At 30.3% G+C, this 20,200-nt stretch carries 21 protein-coding genes and 1 riboswitch; of the genes, 5 read left to right on the top strand and 16 right to left on the bottom strand.

What is annotated here, in order from left to right:
• The first annotated feature begins 93 nt into the window (after window positions 1–93).
• Entirely contained in the window at window positions 94–1,293 is a 1,200-nt protein-coding gene (locus NT01CX_RS03165) for an amidase domain-containing protein (protein ID WP_011721595.1), read from the top strand.
• Between the two features lie 45 nt (window positions 1,294–1,338).
• Window positions 1,339–2,091, top strand: coding sequence for a polysaccharide deacetylase family protein (locus tag NT01CX_RS03160; RefSeq protein ID WP_011721594.1), 753 nt, complete (start codon window positions 1,339–1,341; stop codon window positions 2,089–2,091).
• Window positions 2,092–2,253: 162 nt separating this feature from the next.
• Here the strand turns inward: NT01CX_RS03160 and NT01CX_RS03155 are convergent, their stop codons facing one another.
• The 10 genes from NT01CX_RS03155 to NT01CX_RS03110 form a co-directional block, all read right to left on the bottom strand.
• Complete coding sequence (locus NT01CX_RS03155; RefSeq protein ID WP_011721593.1) at window positions 2,254–2,877, bottom strand: thiamine phosphate synthase; 624 nt, start codon at window positions 2,875–2,877, stop codon at window positions 2,254–2,256.
• A 19-nt stretch (window positions 2,878–2,896) separates the two neighbouring features.
• A complete protein-coding gene (thiF, locus tag NT01CX_RS03150) occupies window positions 2,897–3,535 on the bottom strand; it encodes a sulfur carrier protein ThiS adenylyltransferase ThiF (RefSeq protein ID WP_011721592.1) in 639 nt (212 codons plus the stop codon).
• A gap of 2 nt (window positions 3,536–3,537) precedes the next feature.
• Complete coding sequence (gene thiS, locus NT01CX_RS03145) at window positions 3,538–3,732, bottom strand: sulfur carrier protein ThiS (protein WP_011721591.1); 195 nt, start codon at window positions 3,730–3,732, stop codon at window positions 3,538–3,540.
• A 45-nt stretch (window positions 3,733–3,777) separates the two neighbouring features.
• Entirely contained in the window at window positions 3,778–4,734 is a 957-nt protein-coding gene (locus NT01CX_RS03140) for a YceG family protein (protein ID WP_011721590.1), read from the bottom strand.
• A 213-nt stretch (window positions 4,735–4,947) separates the two neighbouring features.
• The gene (locus tag NT01CX_RS03135; RefSeq protein WP_011721589.1) at window positions 4,948–6,162 is read right to left on the bottom strand and encodes a NupC/NupG family nucleoside CNT transporter; all 1,215 of its coding nucleotides are present in this window, start codon (window positions 6,160–6,162) and stop codon (window positions 4,948–4,950) included.
• 172 nt (window positions 6,163–6,334) lie between these two features.
• Window positions 6,335–7,660: a pyrimidine-nucleoside phosphorylase gene (locus NT01CX_RS03130; protein WP_011721588.1), complete on the bottom strand. Its 1,326-nt coding sequence runs from the start codon at window positions 7,658–7,660 to the stop codon at window positions 6,335–6,337.
• A gap of 63 nt (window positions 7,661–7,723) precedes the next feature.
• Window positions 7,724–8,542, bottom strand: coding sequence for a purine-nucleoside phosphorylase (locus tag NT01CX_RS03125; RefSeq protein ID WP_011721587.1), 819 nt, complete (start codon window positions 8,540–8,542; stop codon window positions 7,724–7,726).
• A gap of 89 nt (window positions 8,543–8,631) precedes the next feature.
• Window positions 8,632–9,804 (bottom strand): phosphopentomutase, encoded by a 1,173-nt coding sequence (locus NT01CX_RS03120; RefSeq protein WP_011721586.1) that lies wholly within the window; start codon window positions 9,802–9,804, stop codon window positions 8,632–8,634.
• Window positions 9,805–9,943: 139 nt separating this feature from the next.
• A complete protein-coding gene (deoC, locus tag NT01CX_RS03115) occupies window positions 9,944–10,612 on the bottom strand; it encodes a deoxyribose-phosphate aldolase (protein WP_011721585.1) in 669 nt (222 codons plus the stop codon).
• Between the two features lie 97 nt (window positions 10,613–10,709).
• Window positions 10,710–11,723 (bottom strand): LacI family DNA-binding transcriptional regulator, encoded by a 1,014-nt coding sequence (locus NT01CX_RS03110; protein ID WP_011721584.1) that lies wholly within the window; start codon window positions 11,721–11,723, stop codon window positions 10,710–10,712.
• Between the two features lie 307 nt (window positions 11,724–12,030).
• A riboswitch (cyclic di-AMP (ydaO/yuaA leader) is annotated at window positions 12,031–12,159 on the top strand.
• Between the two features lie 5 nt (window positions 12,160–12,164).
• Here NT01CX_RS03110 and NT01CX_RS03105 point away from each other — a divergent pair.
• From NT01CX_RS03105 to pdaA, 3 genes are all read left to right on the top strand, one after another.
• Window positions 12,165–12,989: a cell wall hydrolase gene (locus NT01CX_RS03105; RefSeq protein ID WP_011721583.1), complete on the top strand. Its 825-nt coding sequence runs from the start codon at window positions 12,165–12,167 to the stop codon at window positions 12,987–12,989.
• A 166-nt stretch (window positions 12,990–13,155) separates the two neighbouring features.
• A complete protein-coding gene (locus tag NT01CX_RS03100) occupies window positions 13,156–14,595 on the top strand; it encodes an IS1182-like element ISCno1 family transposase (protein WP_011721582.1) in 1,440 nt (479 codons plus the stop codon).
• 124 nt (window positions 14,596–14,719) lie between these two features.
• A complete protein-coding gene (pdaA, locus tag NT01CX_RS03095) occupies window positions 14,720–15,571 on the top strand; it encodes a delta-lactam-biosynthetic de-N-acetylase (protein WP_039243249.1) in 852 nt (283 codons plus the stop codon).
• A 130-nt stretch (window positions 15,572–15,701) separates the two neighbouring features.
• On the opposite strand, the gene NT01CX_RS03090 is transcribed toward pdaA, so the two are convergent.
• The 6 genes from NT01CX_RS03090 to hydF all read right to left on the bottom strand — a co-directional run bounded on the left by NT01CX_RS03090 (window position 15,702) and on the right by hydF (window position 20,189).
• The gene (locus NT01CX_RS03090; protein ID WP_011721580.1) at window positions 15,702–16,145 is read right to left on the bottom strand and encodes a DUF134 domain-containing protein; all 444 of its coding nucleotides are present in this window, start codon (window positions 16,143–16,145) and stop codon (window positions 15,702–15,704) included.
• Window positions 16,146–16,168: 23 nt separating this feature from the next.
• Window positions 16,169–16,525: a NifB/NifX family molybdenum-iron cluster-binding protein gene (locus NT01CX_RS03085; RefSeq protein WP_011721579.1), complete on the bottom strand. Its 357-nt coding sequence runs from the start codon at window positions 16,523–16,525 to the stop codon at window positions 16,169–16,171.
• A 232-nt stretch (window positions 16,526–16,757) separates the two neighbouring features.
• Window positions 16,758–17,615: an ATP-binding protein gene (locus NT01CX_RS03080; protein WP_011721578.1), complete on the bottom strand. Its 858-nt coding sequence runs from the start codon at window positions 17,613–17,615 to the stop codon at window positions 16,758–16,760.
• Complete coding sequence (locus NT01CX_RS03075; RefSeq protein WP_039225486.1) at window positions 17,603–18,436, bottom strand: 4Fe-4S binding protein; 834 nt, start codon at window positions 18,434–18,436, stop codon at window positions 17,603–17,605. The genes NT01CX_RS03080 and NT01CX_RS03075 overlap by 13 nt, the downstream gene beginning before the upstream one ends.
• Before the next feature lie 32 nt (window positions 18,437–18,468).
• Window positions 18,469–18,822, bottom strand: a complete 354-nt coding sequence (locus NT01CX_RS03070) for a NifB/NifX family molybdenum-iron cluster-binding protein (protein WP_011721576.1) — start codon at window positions 18,820–18,822, stop codon at window positions 18,469–18,471.
• A gap of 176 nt (window positions 18,823–18,998) precedes the next feature.
• Complete coding sequence (hydF, locus tag NT01CX_RS03065; RefSeq protein WP_011721575.1) at window positions 18,999–20,189, bottom strand: [FeFe] hydrogenase H-cluster maturation GTPase HydF; 1,191 nt, start codon at window positions 20,187–20,189, stop codon at window positions 18,999–19,001.
• Window positions 20,190–20,200: the final 11 nt, after the last annotated feature.

The following is a 20,200-nucleotide window of genomic DNA, read 5'->3' as shown; positions in this document are numbered from 1 at the left end:
TAAAAAAAATTAAATACTACCTTTTAAATTCTCCAATATGGATATACTAAAATTGATAATGTTTTACTACCACTTGGAGGTGATTTGTGTTTTATGAAATTCAGGCTATATAAAAACCTTAAAATAATATTTTTACCAGCTATAATATTTGCCATTTTTCTATCTAGTACCTTAGGATTAATGAGTTACAACATCGCCTATGCTGAGACTAAAAATACTTATGACAAAAAAGAAATAGAAGAACGAGTAAACACTATATTTAATGCGAGGTGTAAATCATTTGTCACCCATGACCTTCCTAGTCTTAAACAATATTTTGATACTTCTCAGAAGTATGGAGTATGGGGACTTGAACATGAAGTAAAAAGAGTAAAATATCTTAGAGACTGGTCTTATCAAAGACAAATGAAATTTACGGATGTAACTTCAACTGTAAATATAAGAAAAATTTCACCATGTTATCATGGAGTAAAGATTAATGCTCAAGAAGTTTATAAGTTTAATTATATTTACACTAATGATGAAACCCCTGTCACTAATACCTTTGGAGTTTCACTGGATCATTCACTTGTACTTACTAAAAAAAATAACGATTGGGTTGTTTATAATGATTGGTACTTAGATTGTTTTGAAGACGCTCTTAAAGCTTATTCTGGAGAGATAAAAGATTTAAGTAAAGAACCTATTAAAAAACCAGTATTTAAACTTGGAAAATGTCCAAAGAAAAAAGAACTAGTTAACGAAAAAAGATATCATAGAAAAAATGCTGTAGAATATGCTAATAAATATTGTGGCGTACCTTTTGGAAGCGGAAATAATTTGTCACATAACAAAAAGTATAGAAACTACACTGGCTCTGGTGGTGATTGTACCAACTTTGCATCTCAAGTTCTTGGAGATAAAGATGCCGGTAATTTAAGACATGACTACACTTGGAACTGTTCTAATCGTAAATATGGCTATAATGAAGGAACACAAGCTTGGGTAAATGCAGACGCCTTTAAAAACTATGTTTTGTATAGTGGAAAAGGTAAGCTAATAAAACGTGGAACCTTTCAATCTATAAATAAAGGACTAGAAGATTATCCTTGTGGATATGTTCAAAAATTAAATTATGGAGATCTAATATGCTATGCAATTAAGAGTGATGTAGATCACTTTGCTATAGTTACTGATTTTGATTCACATGGATATCCTATGATAAATTGTCATACTGTAAGTAGATATCATGTTCCTTGGGATTTAGGATGGGGAGATGATAAGATAAGCTTTTATTTAATTCATGTACGTTAGTAACAATGACACTATAATAATAACAAAACAAAGGAGAAAATATAAATGTCTAGTAGAATAAAAAAATTTACGCTTTGTGTAGTATCATTATTTGTGTTAAGTATAATTTTGCCTTGCTTTAGTTCTCTATGTTTTGGAACTTCAAGCAAAAATCCTTTAAGTGAATCTGCTCCAGATAAAAAAAAGGTATACTTAACCTTTGATGACGGACCAACATCTAAAATAACTCCTGATATTTTAGATGTACTAAAAAAGCACAACGTAAAAGCCACTTTTTTCGTGGTAGGAAAAGAAATTAATGGTTGTGAAGATGTATTAAAAAGAATTCACAAAGAAGGTCACTCTATAGGACTTCATACAGACTCTCATAGTTTTAAAAAAATCTATAGTAGCGACGATGCATTTGTTAATGAAATGCTAACTGTTCAAAAAAAGGTTAAAGATGTTACTGGATATGAAAGTCATGTTATAAGATTTCCCGGTGGAAGTTATAAACGTCTAAATAAAAATCTTTTAGAAAAACTTCATAAAAATAATCTTAAAATATACGATTGGAATGTTTGTATAGAAGACGGTGTAAAAGCAAACTTACCAGTAAAAACCTTTGTTAAAAATGCTAAAAAATATTACCCAAATGCTGATAGATTAATAGTTCTTATGCATTGTAACTGTAACAATCAAAATACTGTAAAAGCTCTTCCTGAAATTATCGCGTATTACGAAAGTTTAGGATTTGAATTTGATATTATAACAGAAAATACAAAAGAATATTACTACAAAATCAAAACAAAAAAATAATTAAAACAAGGGAAAACCTAAGAGAAGGGCGTAGGAAAAGCAAAACAAGGAAAACCTAAGAGAAGAACATAATCTTTCCTATCTTTTCCTATTTCCTCTCTTTTGTGCTTTCCCTATTCCCTACTGTTTTCCTACTCCCTCTCTTTTCCTATTCCCTACTTCCTATGTTCTTATTTTATAGAGTATTTCTTCAATTTTGTGAACGTTGTCTTTTCTCATTGCAGTTGACATTATAGCAACTCCACTTGCTCCTGCCTTAATAACACTGGATGCATTATTTTCATTTATACCTCCAATAGCAATTAAGGGTATATTTATATGATTACTTATATTTGAAACAAAATTTAGTCCTCTTCCCTTTAGTCCCTTTTTACAATCTGTTTCAAAGATATGACCTGCCACTATATAATCTGCTCCTGCTTTTTCTGCATTTATGGCTTCTTCTAAACTATGTACTGATGCCCCTACTTTTAGTTTTGATTTTTTCCATAGACTTGATTCCATTAATACATTATAGCTAAGCTGACATCCATATGCATTTATATCTTCTGCAACTTTTAAATTTCCATTTATAATAAGTGGTACATTATACTTATCAGTAATTATTTTTATATCTTTTGCTAAACTAAACAATTCCTCATCATTTAAATCTTTTTCTCTTAATGCTAAATAGTCTACCTTATTTTTTGCCACTCTTTCAATTACGTCATAAAACTCTTCATTTTGTACAAGTTTTCTATTGGTAACTATATAAAGTATTTGAATCCCCCCCTTAAATAGTGTCATAAGCATTAATAAAAACTACTTATTCTTCTCCTAGTATTATTCTAACTACTGTATTTGCTTGATGATTTGCAGCTATAGCAACTCTTGGTGCCATAAGTCCTGAGCCAGGTTTTGATTCATTTTCTCCATCACCAACAAAATATAAATTATCTCTAAGCTTTTTAGATACTATTGTGTTTCCTGTGTAATATCCTGCCATTCCTGATGCAATTACAAGCTTTTTCTGTCTCATCTTTGTTAAAACTGTATTGGTTATTGTGGCTTTCACTTCTGCTCTATCACAGGCTTCAACGATAATATCTGCTTCCTTAAAAATTTCTTCTATATTGTCTTTTGTCAAAAACACATCATTCTTTTCAATGTCCACAAAAGGATTGCAATTATTTATAACTTCTTCTAATGCATCTACCTTTTTCATTCCCAATTGATTTATAAAATACTGCTGACGATTTAAATTGCTCATTTCAACTACATCAAAATCAGCTATTATAAGCTTTCCAATTCCTATTCTAGCTAAAGATAATGCAACATTTGAACCAAGTCCACCTATACCTGCAATACCCACAACAGAATTTTTTAATTTATCCTGTACAGCTTGTCCATGTCTTTCTATAAGTGTCTTTTCCATTTGTTCTCTTGTTATTCTCTTCTCTTTCATATTCAGCCTCCTCCAACAAACTGAATTATTTCAACTTTGGAATTAGTGTCTAACTTTTTAATAGAATACTCATCTTTTGATACTATGGCTAAATCCACTTCTACAACAACTCTATTATCATTAAAATTTAACTTTTGTAGAAGTTCTTCAACAGTTGTACCTGCTTGTATATCCATTTTTTCTCCATTTACTATCATCTTTACCCCTCCTTTCTATGATGAATTTCGTAATCTTCAATTAGTCTACCAATTAAAAAATCTCCAAAAAGGTAGACTATTTCTAGTTTCATAAAGTCTGTGTATATCATAATTTTCTTCTTTAACATAATTTTCAATATCACTAGTTCCTGTTGGATTATATATAACTATATCAATACCCATAGAATTCATAAACATAAGTGTTACTGCATCTGCAAAGGTTAAGTTTCTTTTATTATTGTTATTGTATATTATTATTTTAGGTACTTTCATAGGATAATCAAATTTTTGAAGTAAATTTAACATGTCTTCATTTAAATTTGTTAAAACAGTGAATATTGATATTCTCATTATTCTCTCACTTCTTCCACCATCATAAATTAGTGTGGAAATAAAATCTAATATTCTATTTATTATAGACATTCTTAGTTTTATACTAAAGTTTCTATACTTCCAAAATGATGATATATCTGAAAATTCTATTATTTTATCAGCCATTCTGTTTTGAAGCACAGGATTAAGCTTGCTATATTTCCAATGTTCAGAGGTCATAAGTTTTTCTTTGTTTATTCTTCCTCTTACATCTAATAATGATTTATACACTCTATTCATATCTTTAGGATATTTTTTTCGATTCATTGGAAACTTTTTATAAAATAAGGTGTTTTCCTGTTGGATTAATGTGCTTATATCATTTTTGTACTGTTTTACATTTTCATGAACACCTATAACCTTTGAAAAAATATTAGGTATTGTAACTTCTTTATTTTGAACATTCCAACCAGGTCTTATCATAGCTTCTTGTGTTCCCCACAATACTATCTCATCATAAGTTGTTTTTAATGTATCCTTTTTAATGTTGTAATCTATAAACTGCCAAGGCTTATAGCATCCTGATTCCTCATCATGCAATATTTCATTAATCTCTTCACTTGCTTTAAAGGCTTGAGTTTCTGTCCTTATTTTAGTATATGGTTCCTTAAATTTATCATTGTTGGACATAATCACCCTACCACCTTTCTAAATTCTAAAGTTGTTTGTATATTTAAAATATATTTTATCATCTATAACCTTAAAAATAAACATCTGTAATAGTTTATTCCCGTTTTATTATTTTCATTCATAACATCTATTTATGTTATATAAGTATAAATAAAAAGACCTTAAAGCAAAATTGCTTCAAGATCTTTTTTATATTTAAATGAGTTTATGGCTTTACATTAGTATTCCTGCAATAGTACCGGTTAAACAAGTAGTTAAAAGTCCACCAACTAATGCTTTTACTCCTAGACTAGCTATATCTTTACGTTTTTCTGGAGCAAGACCACCGATACCTCCGATTTGAATACCTATTGAACTTATGTTTGCAAATCCGCAAAGTGCATAAGTTAATATCATTACAGTTTTTGGATTAAGTGTATTCATGATTTTTGCAAATTCAGCATAAGCTACGAATTCGTTTAACACAACCTTAGTTCCAAATAAGTTTCCTGCAGTTAATATGTCTTGAGTTGGTATACCCATTACAAATGCTAATGGTGAGAATACTCTTCCAAGAATCCATCCAAGACTTAATTGTGGCATTCCGAATAATCCACCAAAGAAAGCTATTATAGCGTTAACTAATGCAACTAATGCTATAAATGCAAGTAACATTGCTCCAACATTTAATGCAAGAGATAATCCTTCACTAGCTCCAGTTGAAGCTGCATCTACAACGTTTGAGCTTTGAACTTCGATATCAATTTTTACATCTCCACCTGTTTCAGTTTTTTCAGTTTGAGGATATAAAATTTTTGAAATCATAAGTCCACCTGGTGCAGCCATTATACTTGCTGCAAGTAAGTAAGAAGCGTTAATTCCCATAGCTACATATCCTGCCATTACTCCTCCAGCAACTGTAGCCATTCCTCCTACCATGATAGTCATTATTTCTGACTTTGTCATACCTTTTATGAAAGGTTTTATTAATAATGGTGCTTCTGTTTGTCCTAAAAATATGTTACCTACAGCTGATAGAGTTTCTGCTCCACTTGTTCCTAATAATTTTGCTATACCTTTAGCTAATACTGAAATTATAGCTTGCATTATTCCTAAGTGATATAAAATGCTCATAAAAGCTGAGAAGAATACTATTGTAGGTAATATTTGGAACGAGAATATTACTCCAAATTTTTGTGAATTAGCTAAATCACCAAATAAGAATATAGATCCTTCTTTTGTAAAGTCTAATAATTTATTAATTAAATTTCCAACAAATTCAAATGCCATTCTTCCTGGAGGGAACTTTAAAATTAATAATGCAAATACAACCTGTAATCCTATACTGATAGCTACTAATTTCCAATCAATTTTCTTCTTATCATTGGATAATAAATATGCTATCAATAGTATTACTGCTACTCCTAGTAATCCTACGAATCTGTTCATCATTTTTCTCCTTATTGTAAAATTTTAGTTAATGTGTTTTTTTTACATTAGTTTTGTGGTATATTATATCTTGTAAAGTAATTTTTTAACATTCAATTAATTGGAGGGTAGTTTCCCTAATTACTACCCATCCAATAATTTATTTTTTAGTTTATTGCTCAATATTATGCTATTAAAATTTTTCTATTCCGTCTTTTGTAACAATTCCTCTTATTAGCTTTTTAGTTTCTACTTTTTCACCAACAAAAGTGTATGCTGCACGTAATCTTTTTTCTGATTCTTTTTGCTTACCTTCATCATTTGCGTAAATAGTTGCGATAGCTTCGCCTTTTTTAACGAAATCACCTATTTTCTTGTGAAGAACTAATCCAACACCTAAATCAATTTCACTTTCTTTAGTTTCACGACCAGCTCCAAGAACAAGTGCTGCTATTCCAACATCATCAGCTTTTATTGCTTTTACATATCCATCTTCTGTAGCAAGTACTGGTTCTACTATGCTTGCAGATGGTAATAATGATGTGTCATCAACAGAATTAGGATTTCCACCTTGTGCTGCAACAAATTCTTTTAATTTTTCGATACCTTTGCCATTTTTGATTACTTCTTCAAGCATAGCTCTAGCTTCTTTAGCATCTTTAGCTTTTCCGCCTAAAACCACCATGTGAGAACCTAAAGTTAAGCAAAGTTCTGTAAGATCCTCTGGACCTTCTCCTTTTAATGTATCAATTGCTTCTTTAATTTCTAAAGCATTTCCTACTGCATATCCAAGTGGTTGATCCATATCAGTTATAACACCTATTGTGTTTCTTCCAACATGGTTTCCAATGTCAACCATTTCTTGTGCAAGTGCAAATGAATTTTCTTCAGTTTTCATAAATGCTCCACTACCTGTTTTTACATCAAGGACTATAGCGTCTGCTCCAGATGCTATCTTTTTACTCATGATACTTGATGCTATTAATGACATGTTGTCAACAGTTGCAGTAACATCACGAAGTGCATATAATTTTTTATCTGCTGGTGCAAGATTTGCTGTTTGACCTGCAACAGCTATTTTTAACTTATTTACGTTGTTTATAAACTTTTCAATAGGCATTTCTACTGATAGTCCTGGGAAGGATTCTAACTTATCTAAAGTTCCGCCAGTGTGGCCTAGTCCTCTACCTGACATTTTGGCAACTGGAACACCAACTGCTGCAACAAGTGGTGCAAGAACTATTGTAGTTGTATCTCCAACTCCACCAGTACTATGTTTATCTACTTTTATTCCGTTTATAGCTGAAAGGTCAATTACTTCTCCGCTTTCAAACATAGCTCTTGTTAAATCAGCTGTTTCTCTTTTATTCATTTTTTGAAAGTATATAGCCATCATCATAGCTGATACTTGATAATCTGGAATTTCACCTTTTGTAAATCCATCGACAAAGAACTTAATTTCTTCTGTTGTAAGTTCTCCGCCATCTCTTTTTTTCATAATAAGATCATACATTCTCATAGGAAAATCCCCCTATACATTATTATTTTCGAAATTAACTTAATTTAATTTTAAGGTTTAAAACTAGATTTCTTTTATTACGCCATTCATAAGTTTTATGAATGTTTCTCTAACTCTTTCAGATGTTTCTATAACTTCTTCATGGTCAAGTGGTTGATCAAGTATTCCCGCTGCCATGTTTGTCATGCATGATATTCCAACTGTTTTTATTCCAGAATGAGCTGCGATTATTACTTCTGGTACAGTTGACATTCCTGCTGCATCTCCACCTAAAGTACGAATCATTCTTATTTCTGCTGGTGTTTCGTAAGTTGGACCGCTCATAGCTGCATAAACACCTTCTTGAAGTTTAATTCCAAGTGATCCTGCTACTTCTTTAACTTTGTTTCTTAATTCTTTGTTATATGGATCAGACATATCTGGGAAACGTACTCCAAATTCACTTAGGTTTCTTCCTATTAGTGGATTTGCTCCCATTAAGTTAATGTGATCTGTGATTAACATTAAATCTCCTGGTTTGTAGCTTGTGTTAACAGCTCCAGCTGCATTTGTAACTATAAGTTTTTCTATTCCTAAAAGTTTCATTACTCTAACTGGGAATGTAACTTCTTGCATTTTGTATCCTTCATAGAAGTGGAAACGTCCTTGCATAGCTACAACTACTCTTCCTTGTAATTTACCTATAACTAAACGTCCTGCGTGACCTTCTACAGTAGATACTGGGAAATGAGGAATTTCGCTATATGGATAGTATTCTGCTTCTTCAATTTTATCTCCTATAGCTCCAAGTCCTGATCCTAATATAAGTCCTATTTCTGGAGTATATTTTGATTTTTCTTTTATATATTGTGCTGCTTCTTTAATTTGGCTGTATAAATCCATTGTTTTAACCTTCCTTCTTTTCAATTAATTTTAAATTATTACTTTAGTGTCATCTATTTAATTATTATTACTAATTATTATGTCCAATATTATTTAACAATTTCTTTAAGAAAACTTTTTCCATGTCTAATTGGTTCAACATCAAATATTTCTGCAATTGTTTGACCCATATCTGCAAAGCTTTCTCTTGTTCCTAGGTTAACATTTTCTTTAAGCGCTTTTCCATATGCTAAGAATGGAACGTGTTCTCTTGAGTGATCTGTTCCTGGCATAGTTGGATCGCAACCGTGGTCAGCTGTTATGAATAATACATCTGTATCTTTCATTTCATTTAGTATTTCTCCAAGTCTTACATCAAATGCTTCTATTCCTTTTCCATAAGCTTCAGCATCGTTACGATGTCCCCACTTCATATCAAAGTCAACAAGGTTTGTAAATATAAGACCTTTTTTATCTTCTTTCATGTATTCAAGAGTTTTGTCTACTCCGTCCATGTTATCTTTAGTGTGAACAGCTTCAGTAACACCTTTACCTGAGAAAATGTCTTCTATCTTACCAACAGCCATTACATTTAAGTTATTTTTCTTTAAGTTATCTAAAACTGTGTCGTATGGTGGTACAAGTGAGAAGTCTCTTCTGTTTGAAGTTCTTGTAAATGAACCAACTTCTCCTTCAAATGGTCTTGCAATAACACGAGCTACTGCATGTTCTCCAGTTAAAAGATTACGTGCGATTTCGCATATTTTGTAAAGTTCATCTAGTGGAACAACTTCTTCATGAGCAGCTATTTGGAATACACTATCTGCTGAAGTATAAACTATAAGTGCTCCTGTTTTTACATGTTCTTCTCCAAGTTCTTTTATTATTTCAGTTCCAGAAGCTGTTTTGTTTCCAATAACTTTTCTTCCAGTTAACTCTTCGAATTTTTCGATTAAATCCCTTGGGAATCCATTTGGGTATGTTGGAAATGCTTGTTCTGAGTTTATTCCAACCATTTCCCAATGTCCTGTAGTTGTATCTTTTCCATTTGACATTTCTTTAAAACGTGCATAGCATCCAATTGGACTTTCAACTTTTTCAATTCCTTTTATTTCGTCTATATTTCCAAGTCCTAATTTTGACATGTTAGGAGTTTTTAATCCTCCTAGGAACTTTGATACGTTTCCAATTGTGTTAGCACCAACATCTCCATATTTATCCGCATCTGGAAGCGCTCCCATTCCAACGCTATCAAGAACTATCCATATAACTCTATTTATCATAGCTAATACCTCCACTCTTTAGTTAATTAATAATTAGAATTAGAATTTAAATTTAATTATTAATTAATTATTAATTTTAAAAATTTGGAAAATTTAATTTATAATTGTTAATCGTGTTTTTTATTTTAAATTCTCTTTTTTAGTATCCTGCGTTTTCTGATTTTGTTCCTTCTACTATTGCAATTGATGAACTTGCTCCAATTCTGTTTGCTCCAGCAGCTATAACAGCTTCAGCATCTTCTTTAGTTCTTACTGCACCTGATGCTTTAACTCCCATATCAGGACCAACTGTTTCTCTCATAAGCTTAACATCTTCTACCTTTGCTCCACCAGTTGAGAATCCTGTAGAAGTTTTTACAAAATCAGCTCCTGCTTCTTTTGATAACTCACAAGCTTTAACTATTTCTTCTTTTTCTAAAAGACAGTTTTCAAGAATTACCTTTACTAATGCCTTTCCTTTAGCTGCTTCAACTACTGCTTCAATATCCTTTTTAACATAATCATATTTTTTAGACTTTAGAGCTCCAACATTTATAACCATATCTACTTCTCCAGCGCCTTGCTCTATAGCTTGTTTTGCTTCAAAAGCTTTAGTTTCTGTAGTTGTAGCTCCTAAAGGAAAACCAACAACAACACATGTTGTAACGTCTGTTCCTTCTAGTTCTTTGCTTACTAATGAAGTATAGCATGTATTAACACAAACTGAAGCAAAATTGTATTCTTTAGCTTCTTTACATATCTTTTTAATATCTTCCTCAGTTGCTTGTGGCTTTAATAATGTGTGATCTATATATTTGTTTAAATTCATTTCTCATCTCTCCTTACCAAACAATTATTAATTATCTTTTACAATTTTAATGAAATTTATGTTATGTCATATTACTATATCAAGTCAAAGAAACCGCTTACATCTTTTCGGAGCCCTTAAGTACTACTTTAGGACTTAAAATAATTCTTTTAATCTCTCTATCCTTACCTTTGTCCAACTCTTCTAAAAGCATATTCATACTTTTCATCCCAAGTTCCATAGTTGGCACACTTACATAACTTATATTTACCCCAAACAAACTCATCATGTCCAAATCATCATATCCCATAACAGCCATATCACCAGGTATTTTACAATTATGTTGAAAGATTGATTTTACACACCCAATTGTCATCATGTTACTGCTTACAAACACTGCTGTAGGTTTATCTTTCATTGATAGCATTTTATTCGTTAGCTCATATCCACTTTCCATTCTATAGTCTCCATAAAATATATAATCCTCGTTTAGTGGTATGTTGTTAATAGCCAACGCTTTTTTATATCCTACCAGTCTATCTTTTGCACTTTGAGAATTCATTCTTCCAGTTATAATTGCTATTTTGGTATGTCCATTTTTTATGAGAGCTTCTGTCCCTTTAAAAGCACCTTCAATATTATCAATGAAAACACCACTGAAATTGGAATACTTTACGTTTCCCTCTAATAAAACTACAGGTATTCCTACATTCTCAATTGCAGCCAAATATTTGCTATTAAATTCATCCTCTACAGAAGTAGGAGTTATTATCATTCCTTCTATTCTTTGCTGTTTTAAAAGCTTTATGGCTTTTATTTCTTTTTCTATGTTGTCGTCAGCATCACATAATATTATATTTAAATTATGATTATCTGCTATATTACTTATGCCTTTAATCGCATCACCAAAAAAAGGATTTTTTATATCAGGAACTATAACACCTATTATATTTGTCTTCTTTGTGGATAAACTTCTAGCTATAGCACTTGGTGAGTAGTTTAAATCTTTCATGACTTTTAGAACTTTTTTTCTAGTTTCGTCTTTTACATATCCAGAATTGTTCAATACCCGTGATACAGTTGTCTGAGAGACATTTGCTTCTTTTGCAATGTCACTAATTGTAACTGTCACTCTTTATTCCCCCTAATATACCGGAAACCGGTTTCATACTAATCATACACTATTTGCTATAATATTTCAATAAAATAGACTTAAATTTTTATTAAAATTCATAAAATTTTAGCTCTCCTCAGGCATTATTTCAATAAAATATTATTAAATTCATATATAACCATAATATGTATTTATAATTAGAGTATTCATGTATTTACGTAAAAATTTCATTAAAAAAATATTTATCTACATTTATGTTAGATTCTAATGGTTTAGTTACCATATATTTTACATGGAAAACTTATGGTAATTTTGTTACAATAACATCTGAACAATGCCGAATCTCCATTTGGAGTACGGGGGATATATTTTGGGGTGAAACTTATTTTTATATAAGTAGGGTTCCTCAATCCTAACCCGTCAACTAACCTCGGAGGCAAAACGAGGAGGAAATATTTTATGTTAACAAACAAAAGATTAAACAAATTTATAGCTACAATGTCAGTATCTTTATTATTATCTCAATCAGCCTTTGCAGCTACATACAAAGTAGTTCCTAATGATTCTCTTTATAAAATAGGTAAATTATTTAATACTTCTGTTACATCTCTTAAAAACGATAACAAGTTAAAAGGAGATATAATTTATCCTGGACAAGCTTTAAATGTGCCAGCTAAAGTACACACTGTTGTATCTGGAGAATCTTTATACTTAATTTCTAAAAAATATAATATATCTTTAGATTCTTTAAGAAAAGCTAATAATAAATGGGACAACCTTATATACCCAAACAATAAACTTTTAATACCTTCATCAAATGTAACGTCTAATAGTTCAAAAACATCTACAAATTCAGTAACTAATAAACCTTCATCGAATTCAGTACAAGCTTCACAAACAGCTAAATCTGTAATTCCGTATACACAAGCTGACTTAGATGTTTTATCTAGACTTGTTCATGCAGAAGCTGGTGGAGAAAGTTATAAAACAAGAGTATGTGTTGCCGCTGTAGTAATAAATAGAGTAAAGAGCAATCAGTTCCCTAACTCTATTCAAAAAGTAATTTATGAAGTATCAGATGGACATTATCAATTCACTCCTGTGTTAAACGGAATGATTAATAAGCCAGCAACTGAAGAAGATAAAAAAGCTGCACTAGAAGCTTTAAATGGAAATGACCCTACAAAAGGTGCTTTATATTTCTTTGATAATACAATTACAAATAAGTGGTTATTATCAAAACCTGTAGCACTTCATTCTGATAAAATGACATTTGCATACTAAAATATTTCTAAAAGCAGAGCCTACGCTCTGCTTTCAGGCTGTTGATAAACATAATTTGTCAACAGCCTTTTTACATTTATTACAAAAAGGGTTTTTAGTTTTTATGTAGAATATATATTTTAAACCAATAAATCTTTTAGCCCGTTAGGGCTCCTACGGAGGAAAAATGCTTACTAATAATGAAAGAAAACAAAATCAATTAGAACTAGTTTATATAGAAAATTTAGTACCTGAAAATCATATACTTAGAAAAATAGATAAATACATAGATTTTTCATTTATAAGAGATTTAACTAAGGATTTATATTGTCCTGATAATGGCAGACCTTCAGTAGACCCAGTTGTATTATTTAAAATGCTTTTTATCGGATACCTATTCGGTATACGTTCAGAGCGTCAGCTTGTAAAAGAAATCCAGGTAAATGTAGCTTACAGATGGTTTTTAGGATATGGACTTACTGATAAAATACCAAGTCATTCCACTATAAGCCAGAATAGAACAAAAAGATTTAGTAATACAAATATACATCAAGAAATATTTGATAATATTGTATTTCAAGCTATTAATAGAAACTTGGTTGATGGCAAAATTCTATATACTGATTCTACTCACTTAAAAGCTAACGCTAATAAACATAAATTTATTAAAAAAGAAATAACTAAATCCACAAAGGAATACTTTGATGAATTAGAGAATGACATTAATAAAGATAGAATTAATCATAATAAAAAGCCTCTAAAAAAAAAGACTAAAATAGCTGAAACTAAGGAAATAACAGTAAGTACAACTGATCCAGACAGTGGATATATGGTTAGAGATGGAAAACCTAAAGGCTTTTTTTATTTAGATCATAGAACTGTTGACGGAAAGTATAATATTATAACAGACGTTCATGTTACTCCCGGGAATATAAACGATGTAGATCCTTATGTTAAAAGAATAGAAACTCAAATAGAAAAGTTTAATTTTAATACAAAATATTTAGTAGCAGATGCCGGATATTCTACGAATCCTATTTGTAAACAAATTTCAGACAAAAATTATCAAGGTGTTTTTGGGTTCCGTTTAGGACCCCATGTTAAAGGAAAATATACAAAATATAGATTTCAGTATGTTAAAGAATTAGATGGATATGTGTGTATTAATAATTGCTTTTTAAAATATAGAACTACTACGAGGGAAGGTTATAAAGAATATTTAAGTAATGCGGAGCATTGTGCTTATTGCAAATATAAAAATAATTGCTTAACATCTGATAAATCCATTAATAGAACTATACGTCGTCATGTTTGGGAAGACTATAAAGATCAAATTTTTAGCTTTACTAAAACAGAAAAAGGTAAAAGTATTTACAAACGACGTAAAGAAAAGATTGAGCGTAGCTTTGCTGATTCAAAAGAATTACATGGGCTACGTTATTGTCGCATGCGAGGAATTAAAAATGTTTCTGAGCAGTGCCTACTTACAGCGGCAGTTCAGAATATGAAAAAGATAGCCATGGTGCTATCGCATTATTTTTTGTGTACATTAATTCAAATTTATTCCAAATTAACATACATAATAAATATTTTTCGAATGCTATCGCATAAAAGAATTTTGGCGTAAACAAAAGCCCCCAATTGTTGGGGGCTTTTTGAACAATCTGAAAGCAGAGCCTACGCTCTGCTTTTTTTTATAAAAATTTTTTTTATGCTAATACTAACTTTTAGAAAGGAGTGATTATATGAAAATGCCAAAATTATTTAAGAATCTAATTATAGCTTTAGTAATTATTTGTGGATTATCTGTTTCTCTTTTAAGTAGAAATATTATAATATCTTCTCATAAAAAGACTGTTCCCACTTCTAATTGTTCAAGCAACATTAAAGCTACAAATTCTAATAATTTAGATACTAAAGAATATAATTGGTATTTTAAACATGTAAAAAATGGTGTTCCTCCTGTAGAGCCACCTGAAACAGCAAGTTTTTTCTCTAAATATGATACTTACTTTTTAGGTGACACCTCTAAAAAAGTTATATATCTAACTTTTGATGAAGGATACGAAAATGGATATACAGGTCCTATACTTGATGTACTAAAAAAACATAAAGTTCCTGCAGCATTTTTCGTTGTTAAACCATATATAGACACTAATCCTGATTTAGTTAAACGTATGGTTGAGGAAGGACATCTTGTTTGTAATCATAGTTGGCATCATCCATCTATGGCTTCAATACATGACAAAGAAAAATTTAATCGTGAATTATCCGAGGTAGAAAAAGATTTTGAAAAATTAACTGGCAAAAAAATGCCTCATTATTTTAGACCTCCAATGGGTAAATATAGTGAACAATCTTTAGCATTCACAAAAGACTACGGATACAAAAGTATCTTTTGGAGTTTTGCATATGCAGATTGGGATCCTAAAAAACAACCTTCTCATGAATTTGCTAAAAAGAAAATATTAGATAAAACTCATAATGGAGCAATTATGCTTCTTCACGCTGTTTCAAAAACTAACGCTGAAATATTAGATGATGTTATAACTGAGTGGAAAAAACAAGGATACGAACTTAGACCACTTACAGATTTTAATTAAAATCTTCAAAAAAACTAACCAAAAATAAATTCAAGTAACACTTAAAACTCTCTAAAAAAATAAAACCGAGGAGATATTACTAATCCCTCGGTTTTATTTTTTATACTAGTTCATATTAATCATTATCTTATCAATCATTATCTTTATGGCATTTCTTATTACAACTTCCCATTTTCTTTATGCATATAACATTTTGTGACCCACAACTTGGGCATTTTTGTCTATCTTGTTCATAGTTTATGTTATAAACTTCTTCACAATCTAGACATTTAAACTTGCAATGATGAGTTGTATAATCTCCACCACTTATATTTATTGCACTACCTTTTGTTAAAGCTAGTGCAACTTTTTTTCTTGCACTATCAATTATGTTTTGGAAGGTTTGGCGTGACACTTGCATTCTCTCAGCACATTCTTCTTGATTTAAACCTTCAATATCTTTTAATCTCATAGCTTCGAGTTCTTCTAGTCTCAATTTAATTTCTTCTATTTTACACCTTTTCTTTCCTATTGGCATAAAGTAAGTGTTTTTAGGAATAAACTCTATCCTTCTACACTTTTTAGGTCTTGCCATTTTCTCCCCTCCAAATTTATATATTAGTCGTTACAATGTCCTTCGTGTTCATGTTTAGTGCAAACACTACCAGTTGATTTTAACGCACCTTTTATGAATTGGTCAACATTTTCTTCAATTGAACCTACAGCTCCAACTACAACTTGTATATTGTTTTGGGCAAATAATTCTTGTGCGTGTTCTCCCATACCACCAGCAATTATTACATTTGCACCTTTTTCATTTAAGAAAACTGGTAAAAATCCTGGTTTATGTCCTGGACTTTCAATATACTCTTTATTTACTATCTTGTTATCCTCTACATCAAACATTGTAAAACCTGCACAATGTCCAAAGTGTCCACTTACATTATTTCCTTCACTTGCAACTGCTATTCTCATTTTTAATTCCTCCTAATTTTTATTTAATTTTTTCAATTATAGAAACTTACTAAGTTTCTACCTTCCTTTTTATTCTAAGTATATATTAAAATTATTAAATTCTTTATAACAAAATTTTACAATTCTTATTTAGTTTAAATATTTAAACATTATAAAATTTTATTGTTTGAACAACGTGAGTTATAAAATTTTAGTGTATTATTTAAACTAAATTTAGAAATTGTTTTTGAGTTTATATGAATTCAATAATTTTTAAATGTATACTGTTCCACATATCCCTTATTGCTAAATTTGCCTTACTTTCATCGTAGTATATTATTGGTTTTAATTCATTTATAGATTTTATAACTGTATCGTCAAAAGGTATCATTCCAACAATATCAATATCTTTACCTCTGCAATAGTCTTCTATTTGTTTTGTCGTATCTAAGTTAATATCAAATTTATTTATGCAAACATTTATTTTAACTCTAAAGTGATTACATAAATCTGCTACTCTCTTTAAATCTTCAAGTCCAGATTTAGTTGGCTCTGTAACAATAAGTGCCATATCACTTCCCGTTATGGACGATATAACAGAACATCCAATTCCAGGTGAACCATCAATTATTGTAAGAGTGTTTTCCTTTGTGTATTCTTTTGCATCTTCTCTAAGCTCTGCAATTAATTTTCCTGAACCTTCACTGCCAATATCCATTTTGGCTCTTGATATTATACCTTTGTCTGTCTTTGTAATATAAATATCAGCACTTTTTTCTTCTTTAAGTGTTATAGCATTATTTGGACATACTAATATACATGTTCCACACCCTTCACAACTATAATTGCTTATTTTATTATTACTAATTGCATCAAATCTACAAACTTTTTCACACTTTCCACAGCCACTACATAAATTCTCGTTGATTTCTGCTATTTTTCCACCAAAGAAATCTCTATTTTTTATATCTTCTCCATTGTAAAATAGGTAAAGATTTGGAGCATCTACATCACAATCAACCTTAACTACATCCTTTGCAAGTTCTGATATTGCTGTTGCTATTGTAGTTTTTCCTGTTCCACCTTTTCCACTTAATATTACAAGTTCCAAAGTAGTTCCTCCTTTACCTTATGAGAAATTTCATCAAATACCTTTTTGTATTCCTCTATATGAACTAACATATTACCCGTTGAATATGTTTTTGCAGCTTCTTTTTTGTATGGTACAAATCCTAATATAGATATATTTTCTTTAATGCAATAATCAACTATTATGTTTTCTTTTGAAGTATTTTTGTTTACTACAACTCCAAAAGGAACCTTAAACATTCTTAAAAGTTCCACTGCCATTTTTAAGTCATGTAGTCCAAACTCCGTTGGTTCTGTAACTAAAATCGCAGCATCAGTAAATTTAATAGAAGATACTACATTACAAGAAGTTCCTGGAGGACAATCTATTATATTTATTCCTTTAGGCAGATTTCCTAAAAGCTCTTTTATTACTGGAACTGCCATAGGTTCACTTACATTTAAAATTCCTCTCTTGCAGGTATTCCCATTAAAATTTCCTTGTTCAATTACTCCAATAGGTCTTTTCTTGTAGGTTAAAGCACCTGTATCACACACAATTTCACAAGCACCACAACTATGACAAAGTCTTTCAAACAAGATAATATCTTTTTTAGTTTTAACTAATGCATTAAACTGACACACCTTAGCACACTTTCCACAATTTATGCACTTTTCATCATCAATAAATGGATTGTCCATATAAACCTTTTTAGATTTTATATTAGTTGGGTTTAAAAATATAAAACCATTAGGCTCTTCAACATCACAATCTATATAATTTGCACCCATTGAATATGCAAGATTAGTAGAAATAGTGGTTTTACCAGTTCCACCTTTTCCACTTAATACAGAAATATTCACTTTTGTTTCCTCCTTACAAATCAATGAATATGCTAGTTTCTCGCTGGTGATGCATATTCTAATTTTTCTAATTTTTTATTTTTATATAGTTCTATTGCTTCCTTTACTGTTCCTTCACTACATTTATAAGCTTCTATATCTGAACCTTCAAAAACATCAAAAGCATTTGGTCCAAGATATCCTGTAATTATTACATTAATATCTTCATCTAAAATTTGTTGTGCTGCTGCAATTCCTGCACCTGCACCTGTTTTATGCCCTTCATTTTCAATGAATCTTTCTTCATTTGTTTCACTATCATATATAACAAAATAAGTGCATCTTCCAAATCTGTCATCCATTTTATCGTTTAACTGTTTTCCTGTTGAGGATACTGCTATCTTCACTTTAATTCCCCCTCCAAAGTTACGTTATTGGCATATGCTATTTATAATTTTAGTCCATCTTTTAGTTATTGTCAAATGCCAATAACTAGTTTTAGCATTTTATATAAAATTTTTTATATAAAAATAAGAAGCCCAGCACTTAGCTAAGCTTCTTTTTAATCCATTAATTTTTATTATTATTTTATAAATATTTCTAAAGACCTATTTAAAATTCCAGTTAAATAAGCAAGTACCATCCCATAATTAACTATATCCACACCATTTTCTATACATGTGTTTATTCTTGATTCTATTGTTTTTTTATTTACCATACAAGCACCACAATGAATAATAAGGTTATAGTCTTTTATGTTTTCAGGGAAATCATGTCCCATTTTAAAATCATAGTTAAGTTCATGTCCTAAATGTTTGTTTAAAAGTTTTGGTATTTTCACTCTACCTATATCCTCGTGGGAATGATTGTGTGTACAACTTTCACTTATTAATACTTTAGAATTTTTATTTAAACTTTCTATTTTTTTTATTCCTTCTATGAAAACATCTAAGTCTCCCTTATGTCTTGCAAATAATATAGAAAAACTAGTTAATTTAATGTTACTTGGAACTATTTTATCTACTTTTTTAAATGCTTGAGAATCTGTAATTACAAGATCAACATCCTTAATATCATTAAGGGCTGATTCAAGTTCTGTATCACGCACTACATAACTTTTTATGCCGTGGTCTAGGCAATCTCTTATAATTTGCACTTGTGGAAGTATTAGTCTTCCCTTTGGCGCTTCTGAATCTATTGGCACAACCATAATTACTTTTCCACCATAAGGGACAATATCTCCTACTAGTGTTTCTTCTTCCTCATGATTTTCAAGTCTTTTTATGAGTTCATCTTTTAGAGTTAATATGCTTTCACTATTAAATGCAGATACAAATATTGCATCACTAAATTTATTTTTTATAGAATTTATTTTTTCTTCATCTACAGTATCAATTTTATTTATTACTGTAATATAGGGTATACTATGTTTTTTAAACTTTTCTTTAAACTCCGAATATTGATTCTCATCTATATTGTTTATATCCATAACATAAATTGCAAAATCAGTTTTGTTTAAAGTTTTCAGAGTTTTTTCTACTCTTAAACTTCCAAGTTCACTATTGTCATTAATTCCAGCTGTATCTATAAATAGTACAGGACCAAAAGGCAACAATTCCATAGCTTTGCTTACGGGATCAGTTGTAGTTCCCTCTACACTTGATACTAATGAAATTTCTTGTCCTATAATGGCATTTAAAATTGATGACTTTCCCGAATTGGTATTTCCATAAAAAACAATGTGTTTTCTATTTGAGTTTGGTGTATTGTTCATATATTATATTT

The sequence above is a fragment of the Clostridium novyi NT genome, from assembly GCF_000014125.1.
GTDB classification, from domain to species: Bacteria; Bacillota; Clostridia; order Clostridiales; family Clostridiaceae; genus Clostridium_H; species Clostridium_H novyi.
This window is presented reverse-complemented; position numbering and strand designations above follow the sequence as displayed.